This is a genomic window from Streptomyces sp. PA03-5A, assembly GCF_033792725.1.
Taxonomy (GTDB): domain Bacteria; phylum Actinomycetota; class Actinomycetes; order Streptomycetales; family Streptomycetaceae; genus Actinacidiphila.
The window spans coordinates 51,573-76,114 of sequence record NZ_JARAVL010000040.1 but is presented as its reverse complement, the minus strand read 5'-3'; the positions used below and the strand labels follow the sequence as shown (position 1 = coordinate 76,114).

General features: G+C 73.4%; 19 protein-coding genes and 2 pseudogenes. 12 read left to right on the top strand and 9 right to left on the bottom strand.

Translation table 11 applies throughout. The annotated features are described in order from the left end of the window. Nucleotides 1-993 precede the first annotated feature (993 nt). The 3 genes from PV410_RS36460 (at nucleotide 994) to PV410_RS36450 (ending at nucleotide 6,124) form a co-directional block, all read left to right on the top strand. Nucleotides 994-4,149 (top strand): sacsin N-terminal ATP-binding-like domain-containing protein, encoded by a 3,156-nt coding sequence (locus tag PV410_RS36460; RefSeq protein ID WP_500330377.1) that lies wholly within the window; start codon nucleotides 994-996, stop codon nucleotides 4,147-4,149. 205 nt (nucleotides 4,150-4,354) lie between these two features. Continuing rightward, a complete protein-coding gene (locus PV410_RS36455; RefSeq protein ID WP_500330354.1) occupies nucleotides 4,355-5,188 on the top strand; it encodes a calcium-binding protein in 834 nt (277 codons plus the stop codon). 180 nt (nucleotides 5,189-5,368) lie between these two features. Continuing rightward, nucleotides 5,369-6,124, top strand: a complete 756-nt coding sequence (locus tag PV410_RS36450) for a calcium-binding protein (protein ID WP_500330352.1) — start codon at nucleotides 5,369-5,371, stop codon at nucleotides 6,122-6,124. A gap of 30 nt (nucleotides 6,125-6,154) precedes the next feature. Here PV410_RS36450 and PV410_RS36445 read toward each other — a convergent pair whose 3' ends face one another. Further along, nucleotides 6,155-8,578, bottom strand: a complete 2,424-nt coding sequence (locus PV410_RS36445) for an HAD-IC family P-type ATPase (RefSeq protein WP_500330351.1) — start codon at nucleotides 8,576-8,578, stop codon at nucleotides 6,155-6,157. Nucleotides 8,579-8,737: 159 nt separating this feature from the next. After that, nucleotides 8,738-9,022, bottom strand: a complete 285-nt coding sequence (locus tag PV410_RS36440) for a DUF2530 domain-containing protein (protein ID WP_500330349.1) — start codon at nucleotides 9,020-9,022, stop codon at nucleotides 8,738-8,740. A 148-nt stretch (nucleotides 9,023-9,170) separates the two neighbouring features. Here PV410_RS36440 and PV410_RS36435 point away from each other — a divergent pair, with 148 nt between their 5' ends. Beyond that, nucleotides 9,171-10,631, top strand: a complete 1,461-nt coding sequence (locus PV410_RS36435) for an NCS2 family permease (RefSeq protein ID WP_500330347.1) — start codon at nucleotides 9,171-9,173, stop codon at nucleotides 10,629-10,631. Here PV410_RS36435 and PV410_RS36430 read toward each other — a convergent pair. After that, complete coding sequence (locus tag PV410_RS36430) at nucleotides 10,601-10,810, bottom strand: ribbon-helix-helix protein, CopG family (RefSeq protein WP_500330345.1); 210 nt, start codon at nucleotides 10,808-10,810, stop codon at nucleotides 10,601-10,603. The genes PV410_RS36435 and PV410_RS36430 overlap by 31 nt on opposite strands. A 205-nt stretch (nucleotides 10,811-11,015) precedes the next feature. Here PV410_RS36430 and PV410_RS36425 point away from each other — a divergent pair, with 205 nt between their 5' ends. Both PV410_RS36425 and PV410_RS36420 read left to right on the top strand, forming a co-directional pair. Continuing rightward, on the top strand, nucleotides 11,016-11,408 hold the full coding sequence (locus PV410_RS36425; RefSeq protein WP_499516868.1) for a MarR family transcriptional regulator: 393 nt from the start codon (nucleotides 11,016-11,018) through the stop codon (nucleotides 11,406-11,408). An 18-nt stretch (nucleotides 11,409-11,426) separates the two neighbouring features. Then, nucleotides 11,427-12,884 carry an MFS transporter gene (locus tag PV410_RS36420; protein WP_500330343.1) on the top strand — a complete coding sequence of 486 codons (1,458 nt, stop codon included), beginning with the start codon at nucleotides 11,427-11,429 and terminating at the stop codon, nucleotides 12,882-12,884. 24 nt (nucleotides 12,885-12,908) lie between these two features. On the opposite strand, the gene PV410_RS36415 is transcribed toward PV410_RS36420, so the two are convergent. Next, entirely contained in the window at nucleotides 12,909-13,298 is a 390-nt protein-coding gene (locus PV410_RS36415; protein ID WP_500330342.1) for a hypothetical protein, read from the bottom strand. Between the two features lie 151 nt (nucleotides 13,299-13,449). After that, on the bottom strand, nucleotides 13,450-13,857 hold the full coding sequence (locus PV410_RS36410) for a winged helix-turn-helix transcriptional regulator (protein ID WP_500330340.1): 408 nt from the start codon (nucleotides 13,855-13,857) through the stop codon (nucleotides 13,450-13,452). A 137-nt stretch (nucleotides 13,858-13,994) separates the two neighbouring features. Here PV410_RS36410 and PV410_RS36405 point away from each other — a divergent pair, with 137 nt between their 5' ends. Next, on the top strand, nucleotides 13,995-14,897 hold the full coding sequence (locus tag PV410_RS36405) for an NADP-dependent oxidoreductase (protein WP_500330338.1): 903 nt from the start codon (nucleotides 13,995-13,997) through the stop codon (nucleotides 14,895-14,897). A gap of 139 nt (nucleotides 14,898-15,036) precedes the next feature. Continuing rightward, nucleotides 15,037-15,615 (top strand): annotated as a pseudogene (locus PV410_RS36400) (Uma2 family endonuclease). A gap of 28 nt (nucleotides 15,616-15,643) precedes the next feature. Here PV410_RS36400 and PV410_RS36395 read toward each other — a convergent pair. Beyond that, complete coding sequence (locus tag PV410_RS36395; RefSeq protein WP_500330337.1) at nucleotides 15,644-18,424, bottom strand: FAD-binding and (Fe-S)-binding domain-containing protein; 2,781 nt, start codon at nucleotides 18,422-18,424, stop codon at nucleotides 15,644-15,646. A gap of 86 nt (nucleotides 18,425-18,510) precedes the next feature. Here PV410_RS36395 and serC point away from each other — a divergent pair, with 86 nt between their 5' ends. After that, nucleotides 18,511-19,629 carry a phosphoserine transaminase gene (serC, locus tag PV410_RS36390; RefSeq protein ID WP_500330335.1) on the top strand — a complete coding sequence of 373 codons (1,119 nt, stop codon included), beginning with the start codon at nucleotides 18,511-18,513 and terminating at the stop codon, nucleotides 19,627-19,629. A gap of 74 nt (nucleotides 19,630-19,703) precedes the next feature. On the opposite strand, the gene PV410_RS36385 is transcribed toward serC, so the two are convergent. Both PV410_RS36385 and PV410_RS36380 read right to left on the bottom strand, forming a co-directional pair. Then, nucleotides 19,704-20,720, bottom strand: coding sequence for a TolB family protein (locus tag PV410_RS36385; RefSeq protein ID WP_500330334.1), 1,017 nt, complete (start codon nucleotides 20,718-20,720; stop codon nucleotides 19,704-19,706). A gap of 25 nt (nucleotides 20,721-20,745) precedes the next feature. Then, nucleotides 20,746-21,351: a mycothiol-dependent nitroreductase Rv2466c family protein gene (locus PV410_RS36380; protein WP_500330332.1), complete on the bottom strand. Its 606-nt coding sequence runs from the start codon at nucleotides 21,349-21,351 to the stop codon at nucleotides 20,746-20,748. Nucleotides 21,352-21,593: 242 nt separating this feature from the next. On the opposite strand from PV410_RS36380, the gene PV410_RS36375 reads away from it, so the two are divergent. The 3 genes and pseudogenes from PV410_RS36375 to PV410_RS36365 all read left to right on the top strand — a co-directional run bounded on the left by PV410_RS36375 (nucleotide 21,594) and on the right by PV410_RS36365 (nucleotide 23,803). Next, a complete protein-coding gene (locus PV410_RS36375) occupies nucleotides 21,594-22,286 on the top strand; it encodes a GDSL-type esterase/lipase family protein (RefSeq protein WP_500330374.1) in 693 nt (230 codons plus the stop codon). A gap of 33 nt (nucleotides 22,287-22,319) precedes the next feature. Then, nucleotides 22,320-23,314, top strand: a pseudogene (locus PV410_RS36370) (aldo/keto reductase). A gap of 69 nt (nucleotides 23,315-23,383) precedes the next feature. Beyond that, nucleotides 23,384-23,803: a CBS domain-containing protein gene (locus tag PV410_RS36365; protein ID WP_326575072.1), complete on the top strand. Its 420-nt coding sequence runs from the start codon at nucleotides 23,384-23,386 to the stop codon at nucleotides 23,801-23,803. 155 nt (nucleotides 23,804-23,958) lie between these two features. Here the strand turns inward: PV410_RS36365 and thpR are convergent, their stop codons facing one another. Continuing rightward, on the bottom strand, nucleotides 23,959-24,528 hold the full coding sequence (gene thpR, locus PV410_RS36360; RefSeq protein WP_500330331.1) for an RNA 2',3'-cyclic phosphodiesterase: 570 nt from the start codon (nucleotides 24,526-24,528) through the stop codon (nucleotides 23,959-23,961). Nucleotides 24,529-24,542: the final 14 nt, after the last annotated feature.

Here is a 24,542-nt window from a genome sequence, read left to right as displayed (position 1 = left end):
CTGTGGCGACGGTGAGGGCGCCATCCCGGCAACTCGGCCCACGGTCGCTGGATCCGGCGGTGGCCGACGCCTGCGATCGGGTGGCGCTGGGCGTTCCTTGCGGGCCGTGTGGGCTCCGCCCGCGTCCGGCCTGGTCCGGGGCCCACCGGGGCCGTTGGGCGCCGGTCGTCCCGGTTGGGTGACTCGGCCACGGCCGACGCCCGCGCCAGGGTTACGCGGGCTGCCCTTCGCGGCCAGGTGGGCGCCGCCCGGGTCGGGACTGGGGCCGCTGTGGCGACGGTGAGGGCGCCATCCCGGCAACTCGGCCCACGGTCGCTGGATCCGGCGGTGGCCGACGCCTGCGATCGGGTGGCGCTGGGCGTTCCTTGGGGGCCGTGTGGGCTCCGCCCGCGTCCGGCCTGGTCCGGGGCCCACCGGGGCCGGTGGGCGCCGGTCGTCCCGGTTGGGTGACTCGGCCACGGCCGATGGCCGGCGCCGACGCCCGCGCCAGGGTTGCGCGGGCTGCCGTCCGGGCACTCCGGTCGAGGAACTGGGCCCCAGTTGACGTCTGCCGTCCGCGGACGGCGCGGATCAGGGCCGGGTGGGGTGCCCCTGCGCCCACGCCCGACCCACCGGGGCCGCTGTGCGCGGGTGAGGGTGCCATCCCGGCGGGGGAATGCGGCCACCTTGCCGGCCGACGCCCGCGCCCGGGTTGCGCGGGCTGCTGTCCGGGCGCTCCGGTCGAGGGGTGGGTCACCGGTGACGGCTGCCGTTTCCCGGCCGGGAGCTCGGCCCACGTTGCCGGCTCCGCCGGCGGCCGATGTCCGGGGCCGAGCAGAGCCTGGGGCGGCCCACCGCAGGGGGCACCGTGGCCGGCCCGGCCCGCGCGGGGCGGCGTCCCCCGGGGCGGGCGCGTGCGGGACGACCGGGCGACAGCCCACGCGGTAGCGTCACTCGCACAGGGCAGGGCATGCGACACCGCGTGAGGGAGAAGACGACGTGAGCGGGACCGCGATGGACCGGGGCGCAGATCCGTTCGGGACCGCACGGCTGCGGCGGGCCGTGCTGGACGCGTGGGCCGCGTCGCCCGCCCGGTTCCGGGAGGACGCCAACGCGGAGGAGGACCTCGCGCTCGGCGGCTACCGCGACCGTCTCGTCGTCGAGCTGGCCCAGAACGCCGCCGACGCGGCGACCCGTGCGGGGGTGACCGGCCGCCTGCGGCTGACCCTGCGCGAGGGGGTGCTCGCCGCCGCGAACACCGGGGCCCACCTGGACGCCGCGGGCGTGGAGTCCCTGTCGACGCTGCGCGCCAGCTCCAAGCGCGAGGAGGGCGCCCTGGCCGTCGGCCGCTTCGGCGTCGGGTTCTCCGCCGTGCTCGCGGTCAGCGACGAGCCCGCGATCCTCAGCCGCAGCGGCGGCGTCCGCTGGTCGCTGGCCGAGGCCCGCGACCTCGCGCGGGAGACCGGTGGGCGCTCCCCGGGGCTCACCGACGAACTGCGCCGCCGGGACGGCCACGTACCGCTGCTGCGGCTGCCGCTGCCCGCAGAGGGCACCGCCCCGGACGGCTACGACACGTGCGTCGTGCTGCCGCTGCGCGACGGCGCCGCCGCGGACCTCGCGGCGAGCCTGCTCGCCGCGATCGACGACGCGCTGCTGCTGTCCCTGCCCGGCCTGACCGAGGTGGTCGTGGAGACGCCCGAGGGGGTACGGACCCTGAGCCGGCGTCAGGAGGACGGGCTGACCGTCGTCGTGGACAGCGCCGGCGGCACCACCCGCTGGCGCACCGTGAGCGACGCGGGCCCGCTGGAGGCGGCGCTGCTGAGCGACCGCCCGGTCGAGGAGCGGCTGCGCCCGGTGTGGTCGGTGACCTGGGCCGTCCCGGTGGGCCAGGACGGCGCGCCCGAGCGGCCGCGGACGGCGCCCTTCGTGCACGCCCCGACGCCGACGGACGAGCCGCTGGGGCTGCCCGCGCTGCTCATCGCCTCGCTGCCGCTGGACCCGAGCCGGCGCCACGCCGCACCCGGCGCCCTCACCGACTTCCTGGTCGCGCGGGCGGCCGAGCTCTACGTACGGCTGCTGGCGGACTGGCGACCGGTGAGCACGGGCATCGTGGACCTGGTACCCGGCCCGCTCGGCAAGGGCGAGCTGGACGCGCAACTGCGCCGCCACGTGCAGGAGCGGCTGCCGCGCACCGCCTTCCTGCCGCGCGCCGCCGACGTCACGGGCACGGACGGCGAGGACGAACTGCCGCCCGCGCTGCGCCCGGTGGAGGCCGAGGTCGTCGAGGGCACCGGCGCGGAGACCGTGCGCGTGCTGGCGGAGGTCTTCCCGACGCTGCTGCCCCCCGGGCTGGAGCGCCGCCCCGAACTGCGCGTCCTCGGGGTGGCCCGGCTGCCGCTGGGCGACGCGATCGACCGGCTCGCCGGGGTGGAGCGCCCCGCGGACTGGTGGCACCGCCTGTACGACTCGCTGGCCGGCACCGACCCGGACCGGCTGAGCGGGCTGCCCGTGCCGCTGGCCGACCGGCGTACCGTCGTCGGACCGCGCCAGGTGCTGCTGCCGCTCCCCGAGATGGACAGCGTCTACGCCGAGGGGGCCGCCCCCGTCAGCACCGGGCTGCCCGCCGCCTCGGAGCTGGCCCGGCTGGGCCTGAAGGTCGCCGACCCGGCGGCCGCGCACCCGCTGCTGGAGAAGCTCGGGGCCACCCCGGCGACCCCGCGCGCCGTCCTCACCACCCCGCAGGTGCGCGCGGCGGTGGCCGCGTCCCTGGACGCCGACGAGGCCTGGGACGAGGACGCGCCCGCGCTGGACGCGGAGGAACTGGCCGAGGTCGTCCTGGGCCTGGTCCGGGCCGCGAACCTCGCCCCCGGCGACGAGCCGTGGCTGGCCGCCCTCGCCCTCACCGACGACGAGGGCGAGCTCGCCCCCGCCGGTGAACTGGTGCTGCCGGGCAGTGCCTTCGAGCAGGTCATCCGGGAGGGGGAGCTCGGCTCCGTCGACGAGGACCTGGCCGCCCGCTGGGGCGAGCAACCGCTGACGGCGGTCGGCGTGCTCGCCACCTTCGCCCTGGTACGGGCCACCGACGTGGTGCTCGACCCGGACGAGCTGGAGCCGCGCGAGAGCGACTGGGCCGAGCCGGACGACGCCGGACTGCTCGACGCGGTCGACGTGTGGTGCGAGGACGTCCTCGACCAACTGCCGGACACCGACGTGCCGCCGGTCGCCACCGAGATCGTCGCCGTGCGCGACCTCGACCTCGTCGCCGACGACGCATGGCCGCAGGCGCTGGCCATGCTCTCCGTGCCGCCGCTGCGCGACGCGGTCACCCAGCCGGTGCGGGTCCTGCTGCCCGACGGCACCACGGAGTCGGTACGGCCCTACACCGCCTGGTGGCTGCGCGACCACCCGGTCCTCGACGGCCGCCGCCCGGTCGGCCTGCGCGCGGCCGGCGGCGACCCGCTGCTCGACGGGCTGTACGAGGACGCCGAGGCCGGCGCCGTGGACGACCAGGTGCTGCGCGCCCTGGGCGTGCGCACGTCCGTCACGGCCCTGCTGGACGAGCCGGGCGGCGCCGCCGAACTGCTCGCCCGGCTCGCCGACCCGGGCTCCACGGTCACCCCGGCCCAACTGCACCGGCTGTACTCGGAACTGGGCACCCTCGAACCCGAGCAGGTCACCCTCCCCGACGAGCTGCGGGCCGTCGTCGACGGCCACGAGCCGCGCGTGGTCGACGCCGGGGACGCCCTCGTCGCGGACGCGCCCGACCTGCTCCCGCTCACCGCAGGACTGCCCCTGCTCCCGGTCCCGCCGGTCCGCGCCGCGGCGCTGGCCGAGCTGTTCCAGGTGCGCCGGCTCAGCGAGGCCCTGGATGCCCCGGTCGTCTCCGAGGGCGAGCCGCACGATGTCGCGGACGCGGTCCGCGAGCTGCTCCCGGGCGCCCCCCTGTCGTACGTCGAGCACGAGGAACTGCTGGTCAGGGCGGCTGACGGCAGCACCGTCGAGCTCGACTGGCGGTGGATCGACGGCACCTTGCACGCCGCCACGCTGGAGGGCGTCGCCGCGGGCCTGTCGTGGGCGGCCGGCGCCTGGCAGCGCCGCTTCGAGGTGGCCGCCCTGCTGGAGGACCCGACCCGCACGGAGGAGCTGGCCCGCGACCGCTGGTTCGACTGAGCGACTGAGCGACTGAGCGACTGAGCGGCTGAGCGGCTGAGCGGCTGGGTGGCGACGGACCGAGTGGCCGTCGTCACACAGGGAGATATGTCGAAAGCATTTCCGCTGGATGACTGTTCGCGCGTACTCTCTTCCTCTCACCATTCGAGACGCCTCGTCCGGGGGAGTTCGACGGGCGTCCTCTTCATCTGGGGGATTCTCAAGCATGCGTATTCGCGCCACCGTGGCGGCCGTTTCCGGCGCCCTGGCCCTCGCTTCGCTGGCAGTCCCGGCCGCGCAGGCCTCCGACAAGCCGGCCGCCACTGCCCTGTCGACCTTCGCCAAGGCGGGGGCGGACGAGTCCGTGGGTGACACCAAGATCACCAAGGTCGTCGTCAACGGCGGCAAGGACATCGTCCTCGGGACGAGCAACAAGAAGACGGTCTCCGTCGCGGTGACCGCCACCGACCCGGCCGGCATCGACGGCGGCGTGGCGTTCCTCTGGCACGGTTCGTCGTTCACCGACGACGGCATCGACGGCGGCCTCTTCCCGCCCACGGACTACGCCGCCTGCACCGTGGTCAACGCCACCACCTCCACCTGCAAGGTCAGCATCACCATCGACCCCAAGGCGGACCTCTACAAGAACGCGCTCGCCGGCTCCTGGAAGGTGTACGCCGTGGTCGGCGGCAAGGACGGCGACTACGTAGAGAAGGAGATCGCCGGCACCGCGAAGATCAAGCGCAACACCGAGCTGACGGTCAACGCCACGCCGGAGCCGGTGAAGAAGGGCAAGACCATCACCGTGACCGGCAAGCTCACCCGGGCCAACTGGGAGACCCACAAGTACGCCGGCTACACGGGCCAGTCCGTGCAGCTGCAGTTCCGCAAGAAGGGCACCACCGCGTACACCACGGTCAAGACCGTCAAGTCCAGCAGCACCGGTGCCCTGAAGACCACCGTCAAGGCGTCCGTGGACGGCTACTGGCGCTACAACTTCGTCACCACCTCGCTCAGCGGCGCGTCCGTCTCCACGGCCGACTTCGTCGACGTGAAGTAACCCCACCCGCACCACCCACCGGGCGCCGGGCCCCCTCAGCGGGGGCCCGGCGCCTCGTGCTTGCGCCCACCCGCCCTTGACCGGGCCTTGAACCGCCCATTCCCCGGTGATCTGTAGGCTTCCACCGCCATTCGGCATTCACCTGGGGATTCTTCCCCTCGTTCCACTCAGTGGGGACACATGCGCATACGTACTGCCGCGATCGTGCTGGGCACGGCCGCGGCTCTCTCGGCCCTCGCCGTACCGTCCGCCAACGCGGACGAGGCCCAAGGCGACACGGCCATCACCAAGGTCGTCGTCAACGGCGGCAAGCCGATCGTCGTCGGCACGAGCGACAAGAAGATCTCGTACACCATCAGCGGCAGCGACAGCAGCGGCCTCGCCTACGGCGGCGCCTTCCTGTGGCGCGGCACCAGCCTGGACGCGCCGAGCGGCGTCACCGGCTTCGGCGAGACGGAGACCTGCTCCGCCACCGCGTGCACCGTCACCGCCACCGTCAGCCCCAAGCTCGACGAGCTGCCCAGCTCCCAGGCCGGCACCTGGAACGTCCTCGCCGAACTGGACGGCACGGACGGGGACATCCGGGAACTCGACAAGGGGACCACGATCAAGGTGCTGCGCGGTTCGCACCTGACCGTGAACGCCACGCCCGAGCCGGTGAAGAAGGGCAAGACGATCACCGTCACCGGCACCCTGACCCGGGCCAACTGGGACACGCTCAAGTACGGCGGCTACGCGAGCCAGTCCGTGCAACTGCAGTTCCGCAAGAAGGGCTCGACCACCTACACCACGGTCAAGACCGTCAAGTCCGGTAGCACCGGCGCCCTGAAGACCACCGTCAAGGCCTCGGTGGACGGCTACTGGCGCTACGCCTTCGGCACCAACGCCACCACCGGCGGGACCGCGGCCACGGCCGACTACGTCGACGTCCGGTAGCACCCGTCGCACCCCGGGCGCCGGGTCCCCTCAGCGGGGGCCCGGCGCCCGCTGTTGCTCCGGTGGGGCGTCGTCGTCCAGGCGGCGGACGCGGCGCCAGACCACTTCCAGCAGCGCTGCGGCCGCCACCGCCACGACGACGGCCGTCCAGGGGCCCTGCGTGCCGACCAGCCGGAGGGCGAAGAACTCCTGCAGCCACGGGGTGACCAGGACGACCAGGAATCCCGCGCCCATGGTGAGGACCAGGGCGATCCGCCACCAGGTGTAGGGACGTGCGACGAGCGCCAGCACCCACATCGCGATCAGGAAGAGGGTCAGCGTCGCGGCGCTGGTCTCCGCCTCCAGCGCGCCGGCGCCGCGGTAGTGGTGGCGGGCGAGCATGTACGTCACGAAGGTGGCGACGCCCGCGATCACCCCGGCGGGCAGGGAGTAGCGCATGACCCGGCGCACGAAGAGCGGCTTGGCCCGCTCCTTGTTGGGGGCCAGGGCGAGGAAGAAGGCGGGGACGCCGATGGTCAGCGTGGACAGCAGCGTCAGGTGCCGGGGCAGGAACGGGTAGGGCGCGTGCCAGATGATCACCAGCAGGGCGAGCAGCACCGAGTAGACGGTCTTGGTGAGGAAGAGCGTCGCGACGCGGGTGATGTTGCCGATGACCCGGCGGCCCTCGGCCACGACCGACGGGAGCGCCGAGAAGCTGTTGTCGAGCAGCACGATCTGCGCGACCGCCCGGGTCGCCTCGGAGCCGGAGCCCATGGCGACGCCGATGTCGGCGTCCTTGAGGGCGAGGACGTCGTTGACGCCGTCCCCGGTCATCGCCACGTTGTGGCCGCCGGACTGGAGCGCGCCCACCATCTCCCGCTTCTGCTGCGGGGTGACCCGGCCGAAGACCGTGCCCCGGTCGAGCTCGGCCGCCATCTGCGTGCGCTCGGCCGGCAGCCTGCGGGCGTCGACCGTCCGCTCGGCCCCCGCCAGCCCCAGCTTCCCGGCGACGGCGCCGACGGAGACCGCGTTGTCGCCGGAGATGACCTTGGCGTGCACGTCCTGCTCGGCGAAGTAGCGCAGGGTGTCGGCGGCGTCGGGACGCAGCCGCTGCTCCAGGACGACCAGCGCTGCCGGGTTGGCCGAGGCGCCCACCGCCGGGTCGCCCAGCTCCTTCCCCGTCCGGGCGAGCAGCAGCACCCGCAGGCCCTGGGCGTTGAGGTCGTCGATCGCGCCGAGCGCCCGGTCGCCCGCGGGGAGCAGTACGTCGGGGGCGCCGAGCAGCCAGGCGCTGCGCTCACCGCCGGGCTCGGTGAAGGCCGCGCCGCTGTACTTGCGGGCGGAGGAGAAGGGCAGCGCGTCGGTGACGTGCCAGCCGTCGTCCGGGGCGGGGAAGGCCGCGGCGACGGCGGCCAGGGTGGGGTTGGGGCGCGGGTCGGCGGAGCTGACCGCGCCGAGCACCTGCCGGATGTACGCCTCGGGGACACCGTCCAGCATCCGCAGCTCCGCGACGTCCATCCCGCCCTCGGTGAGGGTGCCGGTCTTGTCCAGGCACACCACGTCCACCCGGGCCAGCCCCTCGATCGCGGGCAGTTCCTGGACGAGGCACTGTTTTCGGCCCAGCCGGATCACGCCGATCGCGAAGGCCACCGAGGTGAGCAGGACCAGCCCCTCGGGCACCATCGGGACGATGCCGCCCACCATGCGGCGGACCGCCTCGCGCCAGTCGTCGCCCTCCAGGACGAGCTGGCTGACGATCAGGCCGATCGCGGTGGGGACCATCATCCACGTGACGTACTTGAGGATCTGGCTGATGCCGCTGCGCAGTTCGGAGTGGACGAGGGTGAAGCGGCTCGCCTCCTCGGCGAGTTGCGCCGCGTAGGCCTCCCGGCCGACCTTGGTCGCGGTGAAGGACCCGCCGCCCGCGACGACGAAGCTGCCGGACATCACGGGGTCGCCGGGGCGCTTGACGACGGGGTCGGCCTCGCCGGTGAGCAGCGACTCGTCGACCTCCAGGTTGTCGGCCTCGGCCACCTCGCCGTCGACCACCACCTTGTCCCCCGGCCCGAGTTCGACGAGGTCGCCGAGGACGATCCCGGAGGTGGAGACCTGGGTGGCGACCCCGTCACGGCGCACGGTGGGTTTCGCCTCGCCGATCACGGCGAGTCCGTCCAGGGTCTTCTTGGCGCGCCACTCCTGGAAGATGCCGATCCCGGTGTTCGCGATGATGACGAAGCCGAAGAGGCCGTCCTGGATCGGGCCGACCACCAGGATGATCAGGAACAGCACGCCGATGATCGCGTTGAAGCGGGTGAACACGTTCGCGCTGACGATCTCGGCCAAGGAACGCGAGGAACGCACCGGGACGTCGTTGACCTCGCCCCGCGCGATCCGCTCCGCCACCTGGGCGGCGGTCAGTCCGCCGGGCGTCGCCGGCCGCACCCCGGCCGCCTCCCGCTGCGTGCGTTCCGTCATGGCTTCGACGGTACGTGGGGGGCGGCGCCGACGGCGCGGCGGGCCGTCGCTCTCGGGGACATCTCCGGGGCGCCGTACGACCGGGGGCGTAGCCGCCGGGGGTACGGATCCGGAGCCGGAGACCGGGGATCCGGGCCCGCGGAACCCGCGGGCCCCGGCTCAGTCCTGTGCGGCGTCCTCCGCGGCGCGGGAGCGCCGGATGGCGTCCCGGCGGGCGCGCACGTACCAGAGGCCGATGAGCCCGAGGCCGCCGCCGGCCAGGCAGGTCCAGATCCACCAGGCGTGGCCGTGGGCGGCGTACCAGCCGTAGAAGGGGAGCTGGACGAGGAAGAGCGCGAACCAGATGACCGTCCCGACGGTGACGGTCGCGACGTCGTTCGCCTCCAGAGGTGCCGGCGCCTCGCGCAACCCGGTCGTCCCCTTGCTGTGGCTGCTGCTGCTCATACCGCACAGCGTACCCAGTGGTCCCGGGAGGTCTACGCGCGGAGATAGCGTTTGGGACGCTCATATGTTCATACTGAAACGGTCCGAGACTGGCCGGTTTCAGTCGTAGGAACCTCCAAAAGCTCCCGCCCCCCACGCAAGGACCCGCATGTCCCCGTCGACCACCGCCAAGGTCGTGCCCAGTTCCCCGACCCCGCCCCCGGCGGCCGCCCACGGCGCGCTCGACCGGTTCTTCCGGATCACCGAGCGGGGGTCCTCGGTCCCCCGGGAGATCCGCGGAGGTCTGGCCACCTTCTTCGCGATGGCCTACATCATCGTCCTGAACCCGATCATCCTCAGCTCGGGCGTGGACAAATACGGCCACCACCTCGACGGCGGCCAGCTGGTCACCGCCACCGTCGTGACCGCCGCCTTCACCACCCTGCTCATGGGCGTCATCGGCAACGTGCCGATCGCGCTGGCGGCGGGTCTGGGCGTCAACAGCATCGTCGCGCTCCAGCTCGCGCCGAAGATGAGCTGGCCGGACGCGATGGGCATGGTGGTCCTCGCCGGTCTCGCGATCATGGTGCTGGTCGCCACGGGCCTGCGGGAGCGGGTGATGAGCGCGGTGCCGCTCGGCCTGCGCAAGGCGATCGCCATCGGCATCGGCCTGTTCATCGTGCTGATCGGCCTGGTCGACTCCGGCTTCGTGACCCGCATCCCGGACGCCGCGCACACCACCGTCCCGCTGCAGCTGGGCGCGGGCGGCCACCTGACCGGCTGGCCGGTGCTGATCTTCATCCTCGGTGTGCTGCTGACCCTCGGGCTGATCATCCGGAAGGTGCCCGGCGCCATCCTGATCAGCATCGTCGCGATGACCGTTCTCGCGCTCGTCGTCGACGCGGTGGCGAACGTCAAGGACACCGCCTGGGGCCTGACCGTCCCGCAGTGGCCCGGCAACCCGGTCGCAACCCCCGACTTCGGGCTGATCGGCAAGGTGAGCCTGTTCGGCGGCTTCCAGGAGGTCGGTGTGCTCACCGGCATCCTCTTCGTCTTCACCGTGCTGTTGAGCTGCTTCTTCGACGCGATGGGCACCATCCTCGGCGTCAGCGACGAGGCGCACCTGCTGGACTCCAAGGGCGACCTGCCCGGGATGAGCCGGGTGCTGATGGTGGACGGCATCGCCACCGCCGCCGGTGGCTTCACCTCGTGCTCGGCCAACACCTGCTACGCGGAGTCCACCGCCGGTGCCGGCGAGGGCGCGCGCACGGGCCTCGCCTCGATCGCCACCGGTCTGCTCTTCGTCGTCGCGCTGTTCTTCGCGCCGCTGGCCACCATGGTCCCGGCCCAGGCGGCCACCCCCGCGCTCGTCGCGGTGGGCTTCCTGATCATGGCGGGCAGCATCCGGGAGATCGACTGGAGCGACTACACGATCTCCATCCCGGCGTTCCTGACGATGCTGCTCATGCCGTTCACCTACTCGATCACCAACGGCATCGGCATCGGGTTCATCACCTTCTGCGTGCTGCGACTGGTGGCGGGGCGCGGCCGCGAGGTGCCGTCCGCGCTCTACGCGGTGTCGGCGGTCTTCGCCTTCTACTACCTGATGCCGGCGCTCGGCCTGACGTAACCGGCCGTGTAGAACTGCTCGGTCTCGTCGACGGAGGCCTTGAGCCTCTCGTCGAAGTCATCGCGAATGAGCGTCCGGACGATGTAGTCCTGGACGCTCATTCCGCGTTTGGCGGCGTGAGCCTGGAGACGGTCCAGCAGGTCCCCGTCTATGCGCATGCTGAGCACTCTCGAAGCCATGGCCCAAGGGTCCGGCGGGCCCCTCGGGGCATGCGTCGTTTTCGGGGCGGAACTCACCCGGATGGGTGACTTCCTTGACGAATGCGTTTGGACGCGGCACGGCTGCGGCAATTTTACTTAGCATAGGTAATGAGCTAATCTAACGAACGTGACCGAACTGTCCGAGGACGACCGCTCAGCGGTGAACACGCTGCGCGGAGCCGTGATGCGGCTCTCCCGCCGACTGCGCCACCACCGGGTCGACGAGTCGCTGAGCCCGACGGAGATGTCCGTGCTGGGCACCCTCGCGCGCTGCGGATCCGCCACCCCCGGGGAGCTGGCCCGCAAGGAGCACGTACAGCCGCCGTCCATGACGCGGATCGTCGCCATGCTCGAGTCCAAGGGCCTGGTGCACCGGGACCCGCACCCGGACGACCGGCGCCAGGTCGTCGTCCGGCAGACCGAGCAGGCGGAGGCGATGCTCGAGGAGAGCCGGGCCCGGCGCAACGCGTTCCTGGCCGAACTCATGGCCACCCTCACGGAGGAGGAACGCGCCGTGCTCCGGGAGGCGGCGCCCGTCCTGGAGAAGCTCGCTCACGCCGACGCAAGGAACCGATGACGAGGAGGCGAGACCGGATTGAGTTCGGCAGCCGCATCACAGGCCGCACCCGAACCGAACATCCCTGAGGGGACCGGACCGGCCGGCACCGCCGACCCGGCCGATCTTCCCACCCCGGCGGGCGCCGACGCCGCCGCGGGGGCCGCCGGACCGCCCGGGACCCCCGGCACCGGCCGCCCCGCCGCGCCGCCGGCGCCCGGCGGCATGTTCAGCTCGCTCCGCAACCGCAACTACCGGCTCTTCGCCGGTGGGGCGATCGTCTCCAACACCGGCACCTGGATGTCGCGCATCGCGCAGGACTGGCTGGTGCTGAGCCTGACCGGGTCCTCCTTCGCCGTCGGCATCACGACCGCACTGCAGTTCCTGCCCATGCTGCTCTTCGGGCTCTACGGCGGCGTCATCGCCGACCGCTACCCCAAGCGCCGCACCCTGCTGGCCACCCAGGCGGCCATGGGCCTGCTGGGCCTCGCCCTGGCCGCGCTGACCCTCAGCGGAGCCGTCCAGGTCTGGCACGTGTACGCCATCGCCTTCGGGCTCGGCATGGTCACCGTCGTCGACAACCCCAGCCGGCAGGCGTTCGTCGTCGAGATGGTCGGCCCGGCCGACGTCCGCAACGCGGTCTCCCTGAACTCCGCGAACTTCCAGAGCGCCCGCCTCATCGGCCCCGCCGTCGCGGGCGCGCTGATCACCGCGGTCGGCAGCGGCTGGGCCTTCCTCTTCAACGGCCTGTCCTTCCTGGCGCCGCTCGCCGGACTGCTGCTCATGCGCCGTTCCGAGCTGTACGAGGTGCCCACCGCGCCGCGCGGCAAGGGCCAGCTGCGCGAGGGCCTGCGCTACGTCGCCGGACGGCCCGAGCTGATCTGGCCCATCGTGCTGGTCGGCTTCATCGGCACCTTCGCGTACAACTTCCCGATCTGGCTCACCGCCTTCGCCGACCACGTCTTCCACGGCGACGCCGGGATGTACGGCCTGTTCAACTCGGTGCTCGCGGTCGGCTCCGTCGTCGGCGCGCTGCTGGCGGCCCGGCGCGGCAGCACCCGGCTGCGGCTGCTGGTCGGCGCGGCGCTCGGGTTCGGCCTGCTGGAGGTCGTGGCGGCACTGGCGCCGACGTACTGGATCTTCCTGGCGCTCATGCTGCCGATCGGCATCTTCGGCCTGACCTTCAACACCACCGCCAACGCCAGCGTCCAGCTCGCGACCGACCCCGCCATGCGGGGCCGCGTCATGAGCCTGTTCATGATGGTCTTCGTGGGCGGCACACCGCTGGGCGGCCCGCTCGTCGGCTGGATCACCGACGTCTTCGGGGCCCGGACCGGCTTCCTGGCCGGCGGCCTGGTCGCCGCGGTGGCGGCGGCCTGCGTCGGACTCTTCCTGGCCCGGCTGGGCGGTCTGCGGCTCAAGATCGACCTGCACCGCGGCAAGGACCACAAGCTGATCGAGTTCGTGCCGCGGGAGTCGGAGTCGGTGGCCGCCTGAGCACGGCACGGGCCGGACGAACGGTCAGGCGGTCCCGGGGACCCGGCGCCGGTTGCGGAACTGCCGCATCAGCTCGGCCCACACCAGCAGGCCGGTCACCGGGGCGGTGGCCGCGAAGAGCATGTGCACGTAGTCCTCGCCCAGGCTCGACGAAGCCCACAGGCTCCACGCCAGTGCGGCCGCCACGCCCACCGCGGTCAGGAACCACGAGGGCAGTTCGCGGCGGTCGTCGACGATCGCCGCGGCCGTGCCCAGCCCGCCGCCGATCACCAGTCCCATGACCAGGACGGCGCGGGTCCAGTCAGGGGCACCGATGACGTCCTGCAGCACGGGTTTCGTGTGCAGCTGGCGGTAGGTGATCAGCAGGCTGGCGACGTAGACGGTCACCAACGTCCCCAGGCTGAGCGCTCTCACCAGCTGACCGAGCGCACCGCGCTCCCCACCGGGCATGATGTCCCCCCGCTGCCGGAAGTAGGCCGAAACGGCCGGTAACGGCTCTACAGAATGCCCGAAAACGGATGAACGGCACAGGGGATCGGCGAAACCGGGGCGGCCCCCGGCCGCCTCAGGACGTGCGCGCTCCGGCGTCGTAGCGCTCGCGGGCCTCGACGACCTCCTCGATGTGCTCCTCCGCCCAGTCCTTCACAGCGGAGAACAGCACGGCCAGGCTCTCGCCCAGCGGCGTCAGCGCGTAGTCCACCCGCACGGGCACGGACGGCGTGACGGTCCGTGCGACCAGTCCGTCCCGCTCCAGGGTGCGCAGCGTCTGCGTGAGCATCTTCTGGCTGACGCCCGCGATGCGGCGGCCCAGGTCGCTGTAACGCTGCGGCCCGTCCTTGAGCGCGGCCATGAGCAGGCCGGCCCACTTGTCGCTGATCCGGATGAGCAACTGGTTCGTCGGGCAGCCCTTCATGAACGCGTTGTAGGCCACGCGTGCCTCCTCGCGCCGCTGGGACGCGGTGGTCGTCGCCATGGGGGCTCCCCTCCGGACTCCTCGGTTCGGTACGCACTTCCAGGTACGTACTTACCCGTAGAGAGTAGCTCTCCCTAGGTTTGTGATGGCGGCGGGACCAGTCGCCACCACATCCTCAGGAACAGGGAGCTTCTGCCATGCGTGCTGTCGTGATCAGGGAATTCGGCGGGCCCGAGGTGCTGGAGGTCGCCGAGGTGGCGCTGCCCGAGCCGGGCCCCGGCGAGGTCCGGGTGCGGGTGGCCGCGGCCGGGGTCAACCCCGCCGACCTGGCCGTGAGGGCCGGTCTGCTCGGGGCCGGGGCGCTGGTGCCCGGGGCCTTCCTCGGGATGGGCTGGGACGTCGCGGGGACCGTGGACGCGGTCGGCGCCGGGGCCTCCGCCCCCGTGCCGGGCACGGCCGTCGTGGGCGCGGTGGGCGGGTTCGGGCAGCGGACCAAGGCGCACGCCGAGTACGTCGTGCTGCGCGCGGACGCCCTCGCCGCGGCCCCCTCGTCCGTCGACCCCGTCCACGCCGCCACCCTCCCGACCAACGCCCTCACCGCCGACCAGGCGCTCGGCCTGCTGGCCGCCCGGCCCGGCGACCGCGTGCTGGTCACCGGCGCCGCGGGCGCGGTCGGGGGCTACGCCGTCCAGCTGGCCCGCCACGCGGGGCTGCACGTCGTCGCCCTGGCCCGCCCCGCCGACCTCCCGCTGCTGCGGGAACTGGGCGCCGACGAGGCCGTGTCGTCCCTGGACGGCGTCCGCGCCGACGCCGCCCTCGACGCGGCGGCGCTCGGCGCCCCCGCCCTGGCGGCCGTACCGGACGGCGGCGGCTACGTCACCGTCCGGCCCGACGCGGTGCCCGCCGCCGAGCGCGGCATCCGGGTCGCCGCCGTGCAGGTCCAGCCGGACGGCGGGCGCCTCGCGGAACTCGTGGCCTTGCTGGACCGGGGCGTGCTCACCACGCGGGTGGCCGACACCTACCCGCTGGAGGAGGCCGCCAAGGCCCACGCCCGCCTCGCGGAGGGGGGTGTGCGGGGGAGGCTCGTGCTGGTGCCGTGACCCCGGTGCCGGCGTCGGTGACCTCGGGGGTGCTTCATCGTTTCGAGTGAATGTGCGATCGGGGCGCCCCGGGCGGGCGGCGGCTGCCTGAGAATCGGAGGTGTCGTCAGTCGCGTGTGCGGAGCCCTCTGGAGGACCGATGAGCTCACAGCCCCACTGGGCGTCTCGGGCGGCCGCCGGTTCGTACGCGCCGGACGACCCGGAAACCGCGCTCAAGTACGCGATCCGGCACCACGGGGGGACCGGGTGCAGATCGTCGAGGGGGTCATCCGGCAAGTGGTGCCACCTACGTGGGGGCATGAGAGGGCCGCAGCCATGATCCGTCGGCAGATCGACCCCGTCGTGCAGAAGATGGGCTGCCTCTCGGGCTCGGGAAACCTGGACCTTCCCGGCAGTGGCAACTGGTACGTGCCGGATCTGGCCGTCGTGCCGGAAGCCTTGGCGGAAGCCGACGCTCTCGTCCCCCACCAGACCCTGCTGGTGGTGGAGGTCACCTCCGAGTCCAACAGTGACACCGACCCGGATCGTCAAACGCCGCCGCTACGCCGAGTACGGCGCCCCGCTGTACCTCCTCGTCGACCGTCAGGAGCGCAGCTGCACCCTGTACGCGGAGCCGGGGGAGCTCGGCTACCGGGTGGTGGACGGCCCGCATCCCTTCGGCACGCCGCTGCGGCTGCCCGAGCCCTTCGGACTCGTGCTGGACACAGCGGAGTTCTGAGGTCCGGTCCTCGCCACGGTCCGCCGACTCACAGCCCGTCCGCCAGCAGCTCCGCGAGGTGCCGGGCGCGTACCCCGCCGAGCTGGGCGAGCTGGGTGCGACAGGAGAAGCCGTCCGCCAGGACGGCCGTGCCGGGGCGGGCGGCGCGGACGGCGGGCAGCAGACGCTCCTCGGCGCAGGCGACGGAGACCTCGTAATGGCCACGCTCGAAGCCGAAGTTCCCGGCCAGGCCGCAGCAGCCGGAGGCCAGGGTGCCGGTGAGGCCCGCGCGGGAGCGCAGCCGGCGCTCGGCGGCGTCGCCCAGGACGGCGTGCTGGTGGCAGTGGGTCTGGCCGGTGACCGACCGGTCGAGGCGGGGCGGCGTCCAGCCGGGGGCCCGCTCCTCCAGCACCTGCGCGAAGGTGCGTACGGAACCGGCCAGGGCCGCCGCCTCGTCGGTGCCCAGGAGTTCGGGCAGATCGGTGCGGAGCGCCGCCGCGCAGCTCGGCTCCAGGACGACGACGGGATGACCGGCGGCGACCATGGGAGCCATCCGCCGGACCGTGCGGCGCATCACCTGCCGGGCCCGGTCGAGGCGGCCGGTCGAGACCCAGGTCAGGCCGCAGCAGACGCGTCCCGGCGGCAGCACGACGCGCAATCCGGCCGCCCGCAGGACGCGTACGGCGGCGCGGCCGACCTCGGGGGAGAATCGGTCGGTGAAGGTGTCCGGCCACAGCACCACGGTCCCTCCCGCCTCCGGCGCGGGCTCCTGCCGCCGCCACCAGCGCACGAAGGGCTCCTCGGCCAGCGGCGGCAGTTCCCGCTCGGGCGCGACGCCCGCCGCCCGCTTGGCCACGGCGGCCAGCGGCCGTACCCGTGCCAGGGCGTTCACGGTCCCGGCGAGCGGGGCCGCCGCGCGCAGCCACGTCGGCAGCCCGCCCATCAGGTAGTGCGCGGCGGGCCGCGGCCGCCGCCGGTAGTGGTGGTGGAGGAACTCCGCCTTGTAGGTTGCCATGTCGACGCCGACCGGGCAGTCCGAGCGGCAGCCCTTGCAGGACAGGCAGAGGTCCAGGGCGTCCAGGACCTCCGGCGAGCGCCAGCCGCCGGTGACGATCTCGCCGGCGAGCATCTCGTGCAGCAGCCGGGCCCGGCCTCGGGTGGAGTGCCGCTCCTCGTGCGTCGCCCGGTACGAGGGGCACATGACGCCCGCCCCCGGATCCCCGGCCCCCGGACCCCCGCCCGTGTCACGGCACTTGGCGACGCCGACGCAGCGGCGCACCGCCGCCGAGAAGTCCCCTCCGTCGTGGGGGTAGCCGAAGGCGACGTCGACCGGCCGGTGCGGCAGGACGGCGAAGCGCAGGTGGGCGTCGAGCGGTTCGGGCCGCACCAGCATGCCGGGGTTGAGGCCGCCCGCGGGGTCCAGTGCGTCCTTGAACCGGCCGAAGAGGGCGACCAGTTCGTCGCCGTACATCCTGGGCAGCAGCTCCGCGCGGGCCTGCCCGTCGCCGTGCTCCCCGGACAGCGAGCCGCCGTGGGCGACGACGAGCTCCGCGACGTCCTCGGAGAAGCGCCGGAAGCGGGCCACACCGGCCGCGCCGAGCAGGTCGAAGTCGATGCGCACGTGGATGCAGCCGTCGCCGAAGTGCCCGTAGGGGGTGCCGTGCAGGCCGTGCTCGCGCAGCAGCGCGCGGAATTCGCGCAGGTAGGCGCCGAGCCGCGCCGGGGGCACCGCGCAGTCCTCCCAGCCGGGCCAGGCCTCCGCGCCCCCGGGTGTCCGGGTGGCGGTGCCGGCGGCCTCCTCGCGGATCCGCCACAGCCTGCGCTGCGCGACGGGGTCGGTCACGACGACCGAGTCGCCCGCGTCGGCGAGCCGCCGCAGCGCCTCCGCCTCGCCGGTGCCGTGCATCTCGACGAAGAGCCACGCGCCGCCCCGCGGCAGCAGCCCGGCGGCCTCGCCGCCCACCAGGTCGGCGGCCATGCCCTCCACCGTCAGCGGGCCGTACGGCAGCAGGCCGTTCGCGGCGTCGGCGGCGGCGCCTTCGTCCGGGTAGCCGAGGACCACCAGGACGCGCACCGGGGGCGCGGGCACCAGCCGGACCTCGGCCTCTGTGAGCACCGCGAGCGTGCCCTCGCTGCCGGTCAGGGCCCGGGCCAGGTCCCGGCCGCGTTCGGGGAGCAGGGCGTCGAGGGCGTAGCCGGAGATGCGGCGGGGGAGCTGCTGCGGATAGCCGGTGCGCAGCAGGGCGAGATGGCCGTCCACCAGTTCCCGCAGGTCGGCGCGGAGCGGGTCGGCGGTGCGCAGCGGCTCGCCGTCGTAGGTGAGGCACTCCAGGGCCCGGACGTTGTCGGCGGTGGTGCCCCAGGCGACGGAGTGGGGGCCGCACGCGTTGTTGCCGATCATGCCGCCGAGGGTGCAGCGGCTGTGGGTGGACGGATCGGGGCCGAAGGTCAGCCCGTGCGCGGCGGCGGCGCGCCGCAGGTCGTCCAGGACCACTCCCGGCTGCACACGGGCCGTCAACGCCTCGGGGCTGAGTGACACGATCCGGTGCATGTGCCGGGTGAAGTCGAGGACGACCCCGGTGCCCGTCGCCTGCCCGGCGATCGACGTGCCACCGCCGCGCGGCACCACCGGCACCCCGTGCGCCCGGCACACGGCGAGCGCCGCGGCCACGTCGTCGGCGTCGCGCGGCGCGACCACGGCCACCGGAACGCGCCGGTAGTTGGACGCGTCCATCGTGGTCAGCGCCCTGCTCTGCGGGTCGAAGGAGACCTCGCCCCGCACCGCCCGCTCCAGCTCGCGGCGCAGTCCGTGCCGCAGATCGTCCGCCATGCCCCTCAGCCTGCCCCACCGCGCCGCATGTCTCACCGGATGGACCGGAGCCCGTAACCGGGTCGTCACGCACTACGCTGCGAGACGTGGCCGAGATCCAGATTCCCGCTGACATCAAGCCCGCCGACGGACGATTCGGTTCGGGCCCCTCCAAGGTGCGGCCCGAGGCGCTCAGCGCCCTGGCCGCCACCGGCACCTCGCTGATGGGCACCTCTCACCGGCAGGCGCCGGTGAAGGACCTGGTCGGCCGGATCCGGGACGGCATCCGCGAGCTCTTCTCGCTCCCCGAGGGCTACGAGGTGGTGCTCGGCAACGGCGGCTCCACCGCCTTCTGGGACATCGCCACGCACGGGCTCATCGAGCGCAAGTCGCAGCACCTCAGCTTCGGCGAGTTCTCCTCCAAGTTCGCCAAGGCGGCCAAGCTGGCGCCGTGGCTGGACGAGCCGACCGTGATCTCCGCGGACCCGGGCACGCACCCCGAGGCGGCCGCCGAGGCCGGCGTGGACGTCTACGCCTTCACCCACAACGAGACCTCCACCGGTGTCGCGATGCCGCTGCGGCGCGTGGCCGGCGCCGACGAGGGCGCCCTCGTCCTGGTCGACGCCACCTCCGGCGCGGGCGGCCTGCCGGTCGACATCGTCGAGACCGACGTCTACTACTTCGCCCCGCAGAAGTCCTTCGCCGCCGACGGCGGGCTGTGGATCGCCGCGTTCTCCCCGGCCGCGCTGGAGCGCGCCGCGCGGATCGCCGCGTCCGGCCGCCACATCCCGGCCTTCTTCGACCTGCCGACCGCGATCGACAACTCGGGCAAGAACCAGACGTACAACACCCCCGCGCTCGCCACCCTGTTCCTGCTGAACGACCAGCTGGAGTGGATCAACGGCCAGGGCGGTCTGGACTGGGCCGTCGCGCGCACCGCCGACTCCTCCTCGCGCCTGTACACCTGGGCCGAGGACTCCAAGTACGCCACCCCGTTCGTCACCGACCCGGCCAAGCGCTCCCAGGTCGTCGGCACGATCGACTTCAACGACGAGGTCGACGCGGCGGTGATCGCCAAGGTGCTGCGCGCCAACGGCGTCGTCGACACCGAGCCGTACCGCAAGCTGGGCCGCAACCAGCTGCGCGTCGCGATGTTCCCGGCCGTGGAGCCGGCCGACGTCGAGGCCCTGACCGCCTGCGTCGACTTCGTCGTCGAGCGGCTCTGAACCCGGGCCCCACGGGGCCACCACCGCCGGCGGGCGGGGCGATCGCCCCGCCGCGCCGGTGTTCCCGGGGCGTCTCAGCGCTCCCGGCGCAGCAACCGGCGCACCCCCACCAGCAACGCGGCGACCGCGGCCAGGGTGACGGCGCCCAGTGCGAACTGCCGTGTCGAGACCGCCTCGTCGGCGCCGGAACCGGCGGCGTCCGCCGAGGAACTCCCCGACGGCCCGGGGGAGGAGGAGGCGGCACGGCGGGCCGCGTCGGGCAGGTCGTCCCCGTTCAGCGGTACGCGCCAGACCTCGCTGTCCGCGCCCTCGCTGCCGTACATCAGGGCCCGGCCGTCCGGGGTGAAGGCGACGGACTCGCCCTGCCGCTGCAGCGGCACGTGCATCTGGTCGATCCGGCGCGCCGTGCCGTCGGACCAGCGGTACATCAGGGCGCCGAGGTAGCCGCGCAGCACCAGCCGGCTGCCGTCCGGGGAGAAGGCGCCGTCGGTGATCCACAGCGGGATGGCCGCGATGCGCCGGAAGACGTTGGTGCCGCTCGCGGAGAGCTTCGCCGGGCCCTCGTAGAGGGCGCCGCCGTCCTCGTTCTTGCTCGCGATGTACACCCGCCCGGTCGTGGGGTCGACCATCATCGCCTCGGCGTTGCGCGGGCCGCCGTCGTACTGGACGGTGTACTGCGTGGCCGTCACCGTCCGGTCCGTCAGCCGTTCCGGCTCCGGGAAGCGGTAGATCCACACGTGCGGCCAGGAGCCGCCGAGGTTGTCGCCGATGTCGCCGACGTACAGGGCGCCGTCCGGGCCCATCGAGATCGCCTCGACGTCGCGCGGGCTGCCCACGCCGCGCAGGGTGACGGTGGCGACCGTCTTGCCGGTCGCGGAGTCGACGGCGTAGACGTACGGGCCGTCGTCGCTGTCGTTGTGCGTCCAGTAGACGCCCTTGTGGAGGCGGCTGGCGACCAGGCCGCTCGACTCGGTGATCCGCGGGTCCGACATCGTGAAGGCCACGGACTCCCCGTCGTCGGCGGCCGCGCTGCCGACGAGGGGACCCATGACGAGGACGGAGGCCGCGGCCGCGGCGAGCAGTGGGCGCATGCGCCAAGCCTGCCAGGTGGACGGCTCAGGCGAAGTCGAGGCCGCCGGTGCGGCTGCGCTTCAGTTCGAAGAAGGTGGGGTGGCCGGCCAGCGCCCGGACCCCGTCGAACAGCCGCGCCGCCTCCTCGCCGCGCGGGATCGAGGTGAGGACGGGGCCGAAGAAGGCGGCCCCGTCGATGTGCAGGGTGGGCGTCCCGACCTCCTCCCCGACCGGGTCCATGCCCTCGTGGTGGCTCCTGCGCAGCTCCTCGTCGTACGCGGTGCCGCCCGCGGCCTGCGCCAGCTCCGGCGGCAGGCCCGCCTCCGCCAGCGCCTCGCGCAGCACCTCGTCGGAGGCCGGGCGGGCCTGCACGTGCAGCCGGGTGCCGAGCGCCGTGTACAGCTCGCGCAGCACGTGCTCCCCGTGGTGCCGTGCGGCGGCGACGCACACCCGTACCGGGCCCCAGCCGGTGCTCAGCAGCCGCTCGTAGCGCTCGGGCAGGCCCTCGCGGCCCTCGTTGAGCACGGACAGGCTCATCACCCGGAAGCGCAGGCGCAGTTCGCGTTCCCGCTCCACCTCCAGGATCCAGCGGGAGGTGATCCAGGCGAAGGGGCAGATGGGGTCGAAGTAGAAGTCCACCGAGTGCGTCATGCCCGTCACCGTATGAGCGGAACGGCCCGCCCAGCAGGGCCATTCGAGGGCTTCTTCGCTGGGCCAATCACCGTGACCGCCCGGCCTTCCCGGCCCCGCGGCAGTGACGGTGCTAACACCGCCGGACCCGAGGTCAGGGCCCTGCCGGGGAGCCCGCGGGCCCTAAGATCCCCTCCATGTCCAGCGCACCCCCCGGCCCCGGCGACGGGCCCCGCCGCACGCCCGGACGCCGCACGGCGTGGATGTTCGTCGGCGACTCCATGACGATCGGCAGCGCGGGGGAGCACACCTGGCGCTACCGCATGTGGCAGCACCTGCGGTCGCTGGGGACGGAGGGCGAGGACTTCGAGATCGTCGGCCCGCGGACCGCGCTGCACGACCCCGGTGCCGACGCGGCCGTCTCGCAGCGCTACGCCGACCCCGCCTTCCCCGTCTCCGCGCGCCGCCACCTGGCCGGCTGGGGCGAGGGGTGGCTGCACATGGCGCCGCTCATCGAGGGCGCCGTGCGGGAGCACCGTCCCGACGTGCTGCTGGTCTCGCTGGGGCTGATCGACCTTGGCTTCTACACCAACCCCGAGCAGACCGAGGCCAACGTGCGGCTGTTCGTCGGGCGGGCGCGGGCGGCCAACCCCCGTGTCGCCGCGGTGCTGCTGCCCGTCATACCCAACTCGCGCTGCGACCAGGACCCCGGATTCGGCGCACAGTGCGAGGAGTTCAACACCCGCCTGGCCAAGACCGTCGCCGACCTGGGCACCGCGGCCTCGCCGCTGCTGCTGGCCTCCCGCCCGGCCGGCTACGACATCGCCCGGGACACCTACGACGGCACCCACCCCAACGCCTCCGGGGAGCACCGGCTGGCAGCCGCGTTCGCCGACGCCGCGCACCAGGCGTGGGGCCTGGGGGCGCCGTACCGACACCCCCTCAACTCCGCTTGATTCGAGCGCACTCCAAGAGCTTGGCTGGTCCCCATGGAGTACACACAGCTCGGACGCACCGGACTCAAGGTCAGCCGACTCGTACTGGGAACGATGAACTTCGGCCCGCAGACGGACGAGGCCGACAGCCACGCGATCATGGACGCCGCGCACGACGCGGGCGTCAACTTCTTCGACACGGCCAACGTCTACGGCTGGGGCGAGAACAAGGGCCGCACCGAGGAGATCATCGGCAGCTGGTTCGCCAAGGGCGGCGGCCGCCGCGACAGGACCGTCCTGGCGACCAAGGTCTACGGCAACATGGGCACCGACGGCACCCCCTGGCCGAACGACGACAAGCTCTCCGCGCTCAACATCCGGCGTGCCGCCGAGGCGAGCCTGAAGCGCCTGGGCACGGACCACATCGACGTCTACCAGTTCCACCACATCGACCGCGCGACGCCGTGGGAGGAGATCTGGCAGGCGATCGACGTCCTGGTGCAGCAGGGCAAGGTGCTCTACGCCGGGTCGTCCAACTTCCCCGGCTGGGGCATCGCCAAGGCCAACGAGGCCGCCGCGCGGCGCCATTCGCTCGGCCTGGTCAGCGAGCAGTGCCTGTACAACCTCGCCGAGCGCCGCGCGGAGATGGAGGTCATCCCGGCCGCGCAGGAGTACGGCCTGGGCGTCATCCCCTGGTCGCCGCTCCACGGCGGCCTGCTGGGCGGCGCGCTGCGCAAGGAGCGCGAGGGCGGCGGCTCCCCTCCACCTCCGGCCGCAGCGCCGACTCGCTGAAGGACAGCGCCCAGCGCGAGCAGGTCCAGGCGTACGAGGACACCGTCGACAAGGCCGGCCTGCAGCCCGGTGACGTCGCCCTGGCCTGGCTGCTGGGCCGCCCCGGGATCACCGGCCCGATCGTCGGCCCGCGTACCCGCGAGCAGCTGGACTCCGCGCTGCGCGCGGTCGAACTGGAGCTGCCCGCGGAGCTGCTCGCCGAGCTGGACGAGATCTTCCCGGGCCCGGGCCCGTCCCCGGAGGCCTTCGCCTGGTAGGCGCCCGCGGTGGTCCGCCCCGTCGTGCGCCCGGTCGCAGATTCACCCGGTCGGGCGCACGATGAGGGTATGACCACAGCCAAAGAGATCATGCATCCCGGCGCCCGTGCGATACCGGCGACCGAGACTCTCGACCGGGCGGCGCAGCTCATGCGCGAGCTCAACGTCGGCGCGCTGCCGGTCCACGACGTGAACGACCGGATGTGCGGCATCATCACCGACCGGGACATCGTCACCAAGTGCATCGCCGCGGGGCGCGACCCCTCCAAGGTGACCTGCGGCGACCTGTGCGAGGGCACGCCCCGCTGGATCGACGCGGACGCCGACGTCTCCGACGTCCTGACCGAGATGGAGTCGCACCGCATCAAGCGGCTCCCGGTGGTCGAGGACAAGAAGCTGATCGGCATCATCACCGAGGCCGACCTGGCCCGCCACCTCACCGACGAACAGGTGGCGGAATTCGTCGAGAGGGTCTACGCCGGCGCCTGAGACGAGCCGGCCGAGACGGGCCGGCCCCTCCCCTCCGGTCGTCTAGCCGCGCACGACGGTGCCGACGATCACCACGACCACCAGCAGGGCGAGGGCGGCGGTCATTACTCGGGTACGGGTCTTCGGGTCCACACGTCGAGGTTAACGGGGCGGCCTCAGTGCCCCAGCGGGCAGGTCCGCACCGTCTCGTAGCGGGGTTGCGCCCCCGGCACCCCGGGTGTGGGCGGATGGCTCCGCACCAGGGAGATCGCCGCCGCCGTCCACGGGGTCCCCGCGAACTGCGCGAGGGCGTCCGTGAAGGGCCTCAGGCCCACCCTGGTGCGCCCGGCGCGCTGCCGGGCCAGCGTCAGGTGGGCGTGGAAGCGGCCGTGCTCGTCCTCGTGGTGGACGCCCGCCCGCCGGGCGGCCGCCTGCGCCGCGGCCGCGGTGCGTCCCAGGTCGTCCCCATCCAGTCCGGCCCAGAGCGTGCGGTCGCCGAAGCGGCCGCCGCCGGTCAGCGCGATCCGGCAGCGCGGATGGCGCCGCGCCGCCCGGTCCAGACGTTCGACCAGACCGGGCAGCAGGGCCTCGTCCACCTCGCCGAGGAACGCCAGCGTCACGTGCCATCCGCCACGCTCCGTCCAGCGCAGCCCGTCCGCGCCCGGCAGGGCGCGGAGCGCGTCGACGGCGCCCCCCAGTTCGGCGAGGGCGGACCTGGGGGGCACGACGGCCACGAACAGCCTCATCCCCCCAGGGTGCA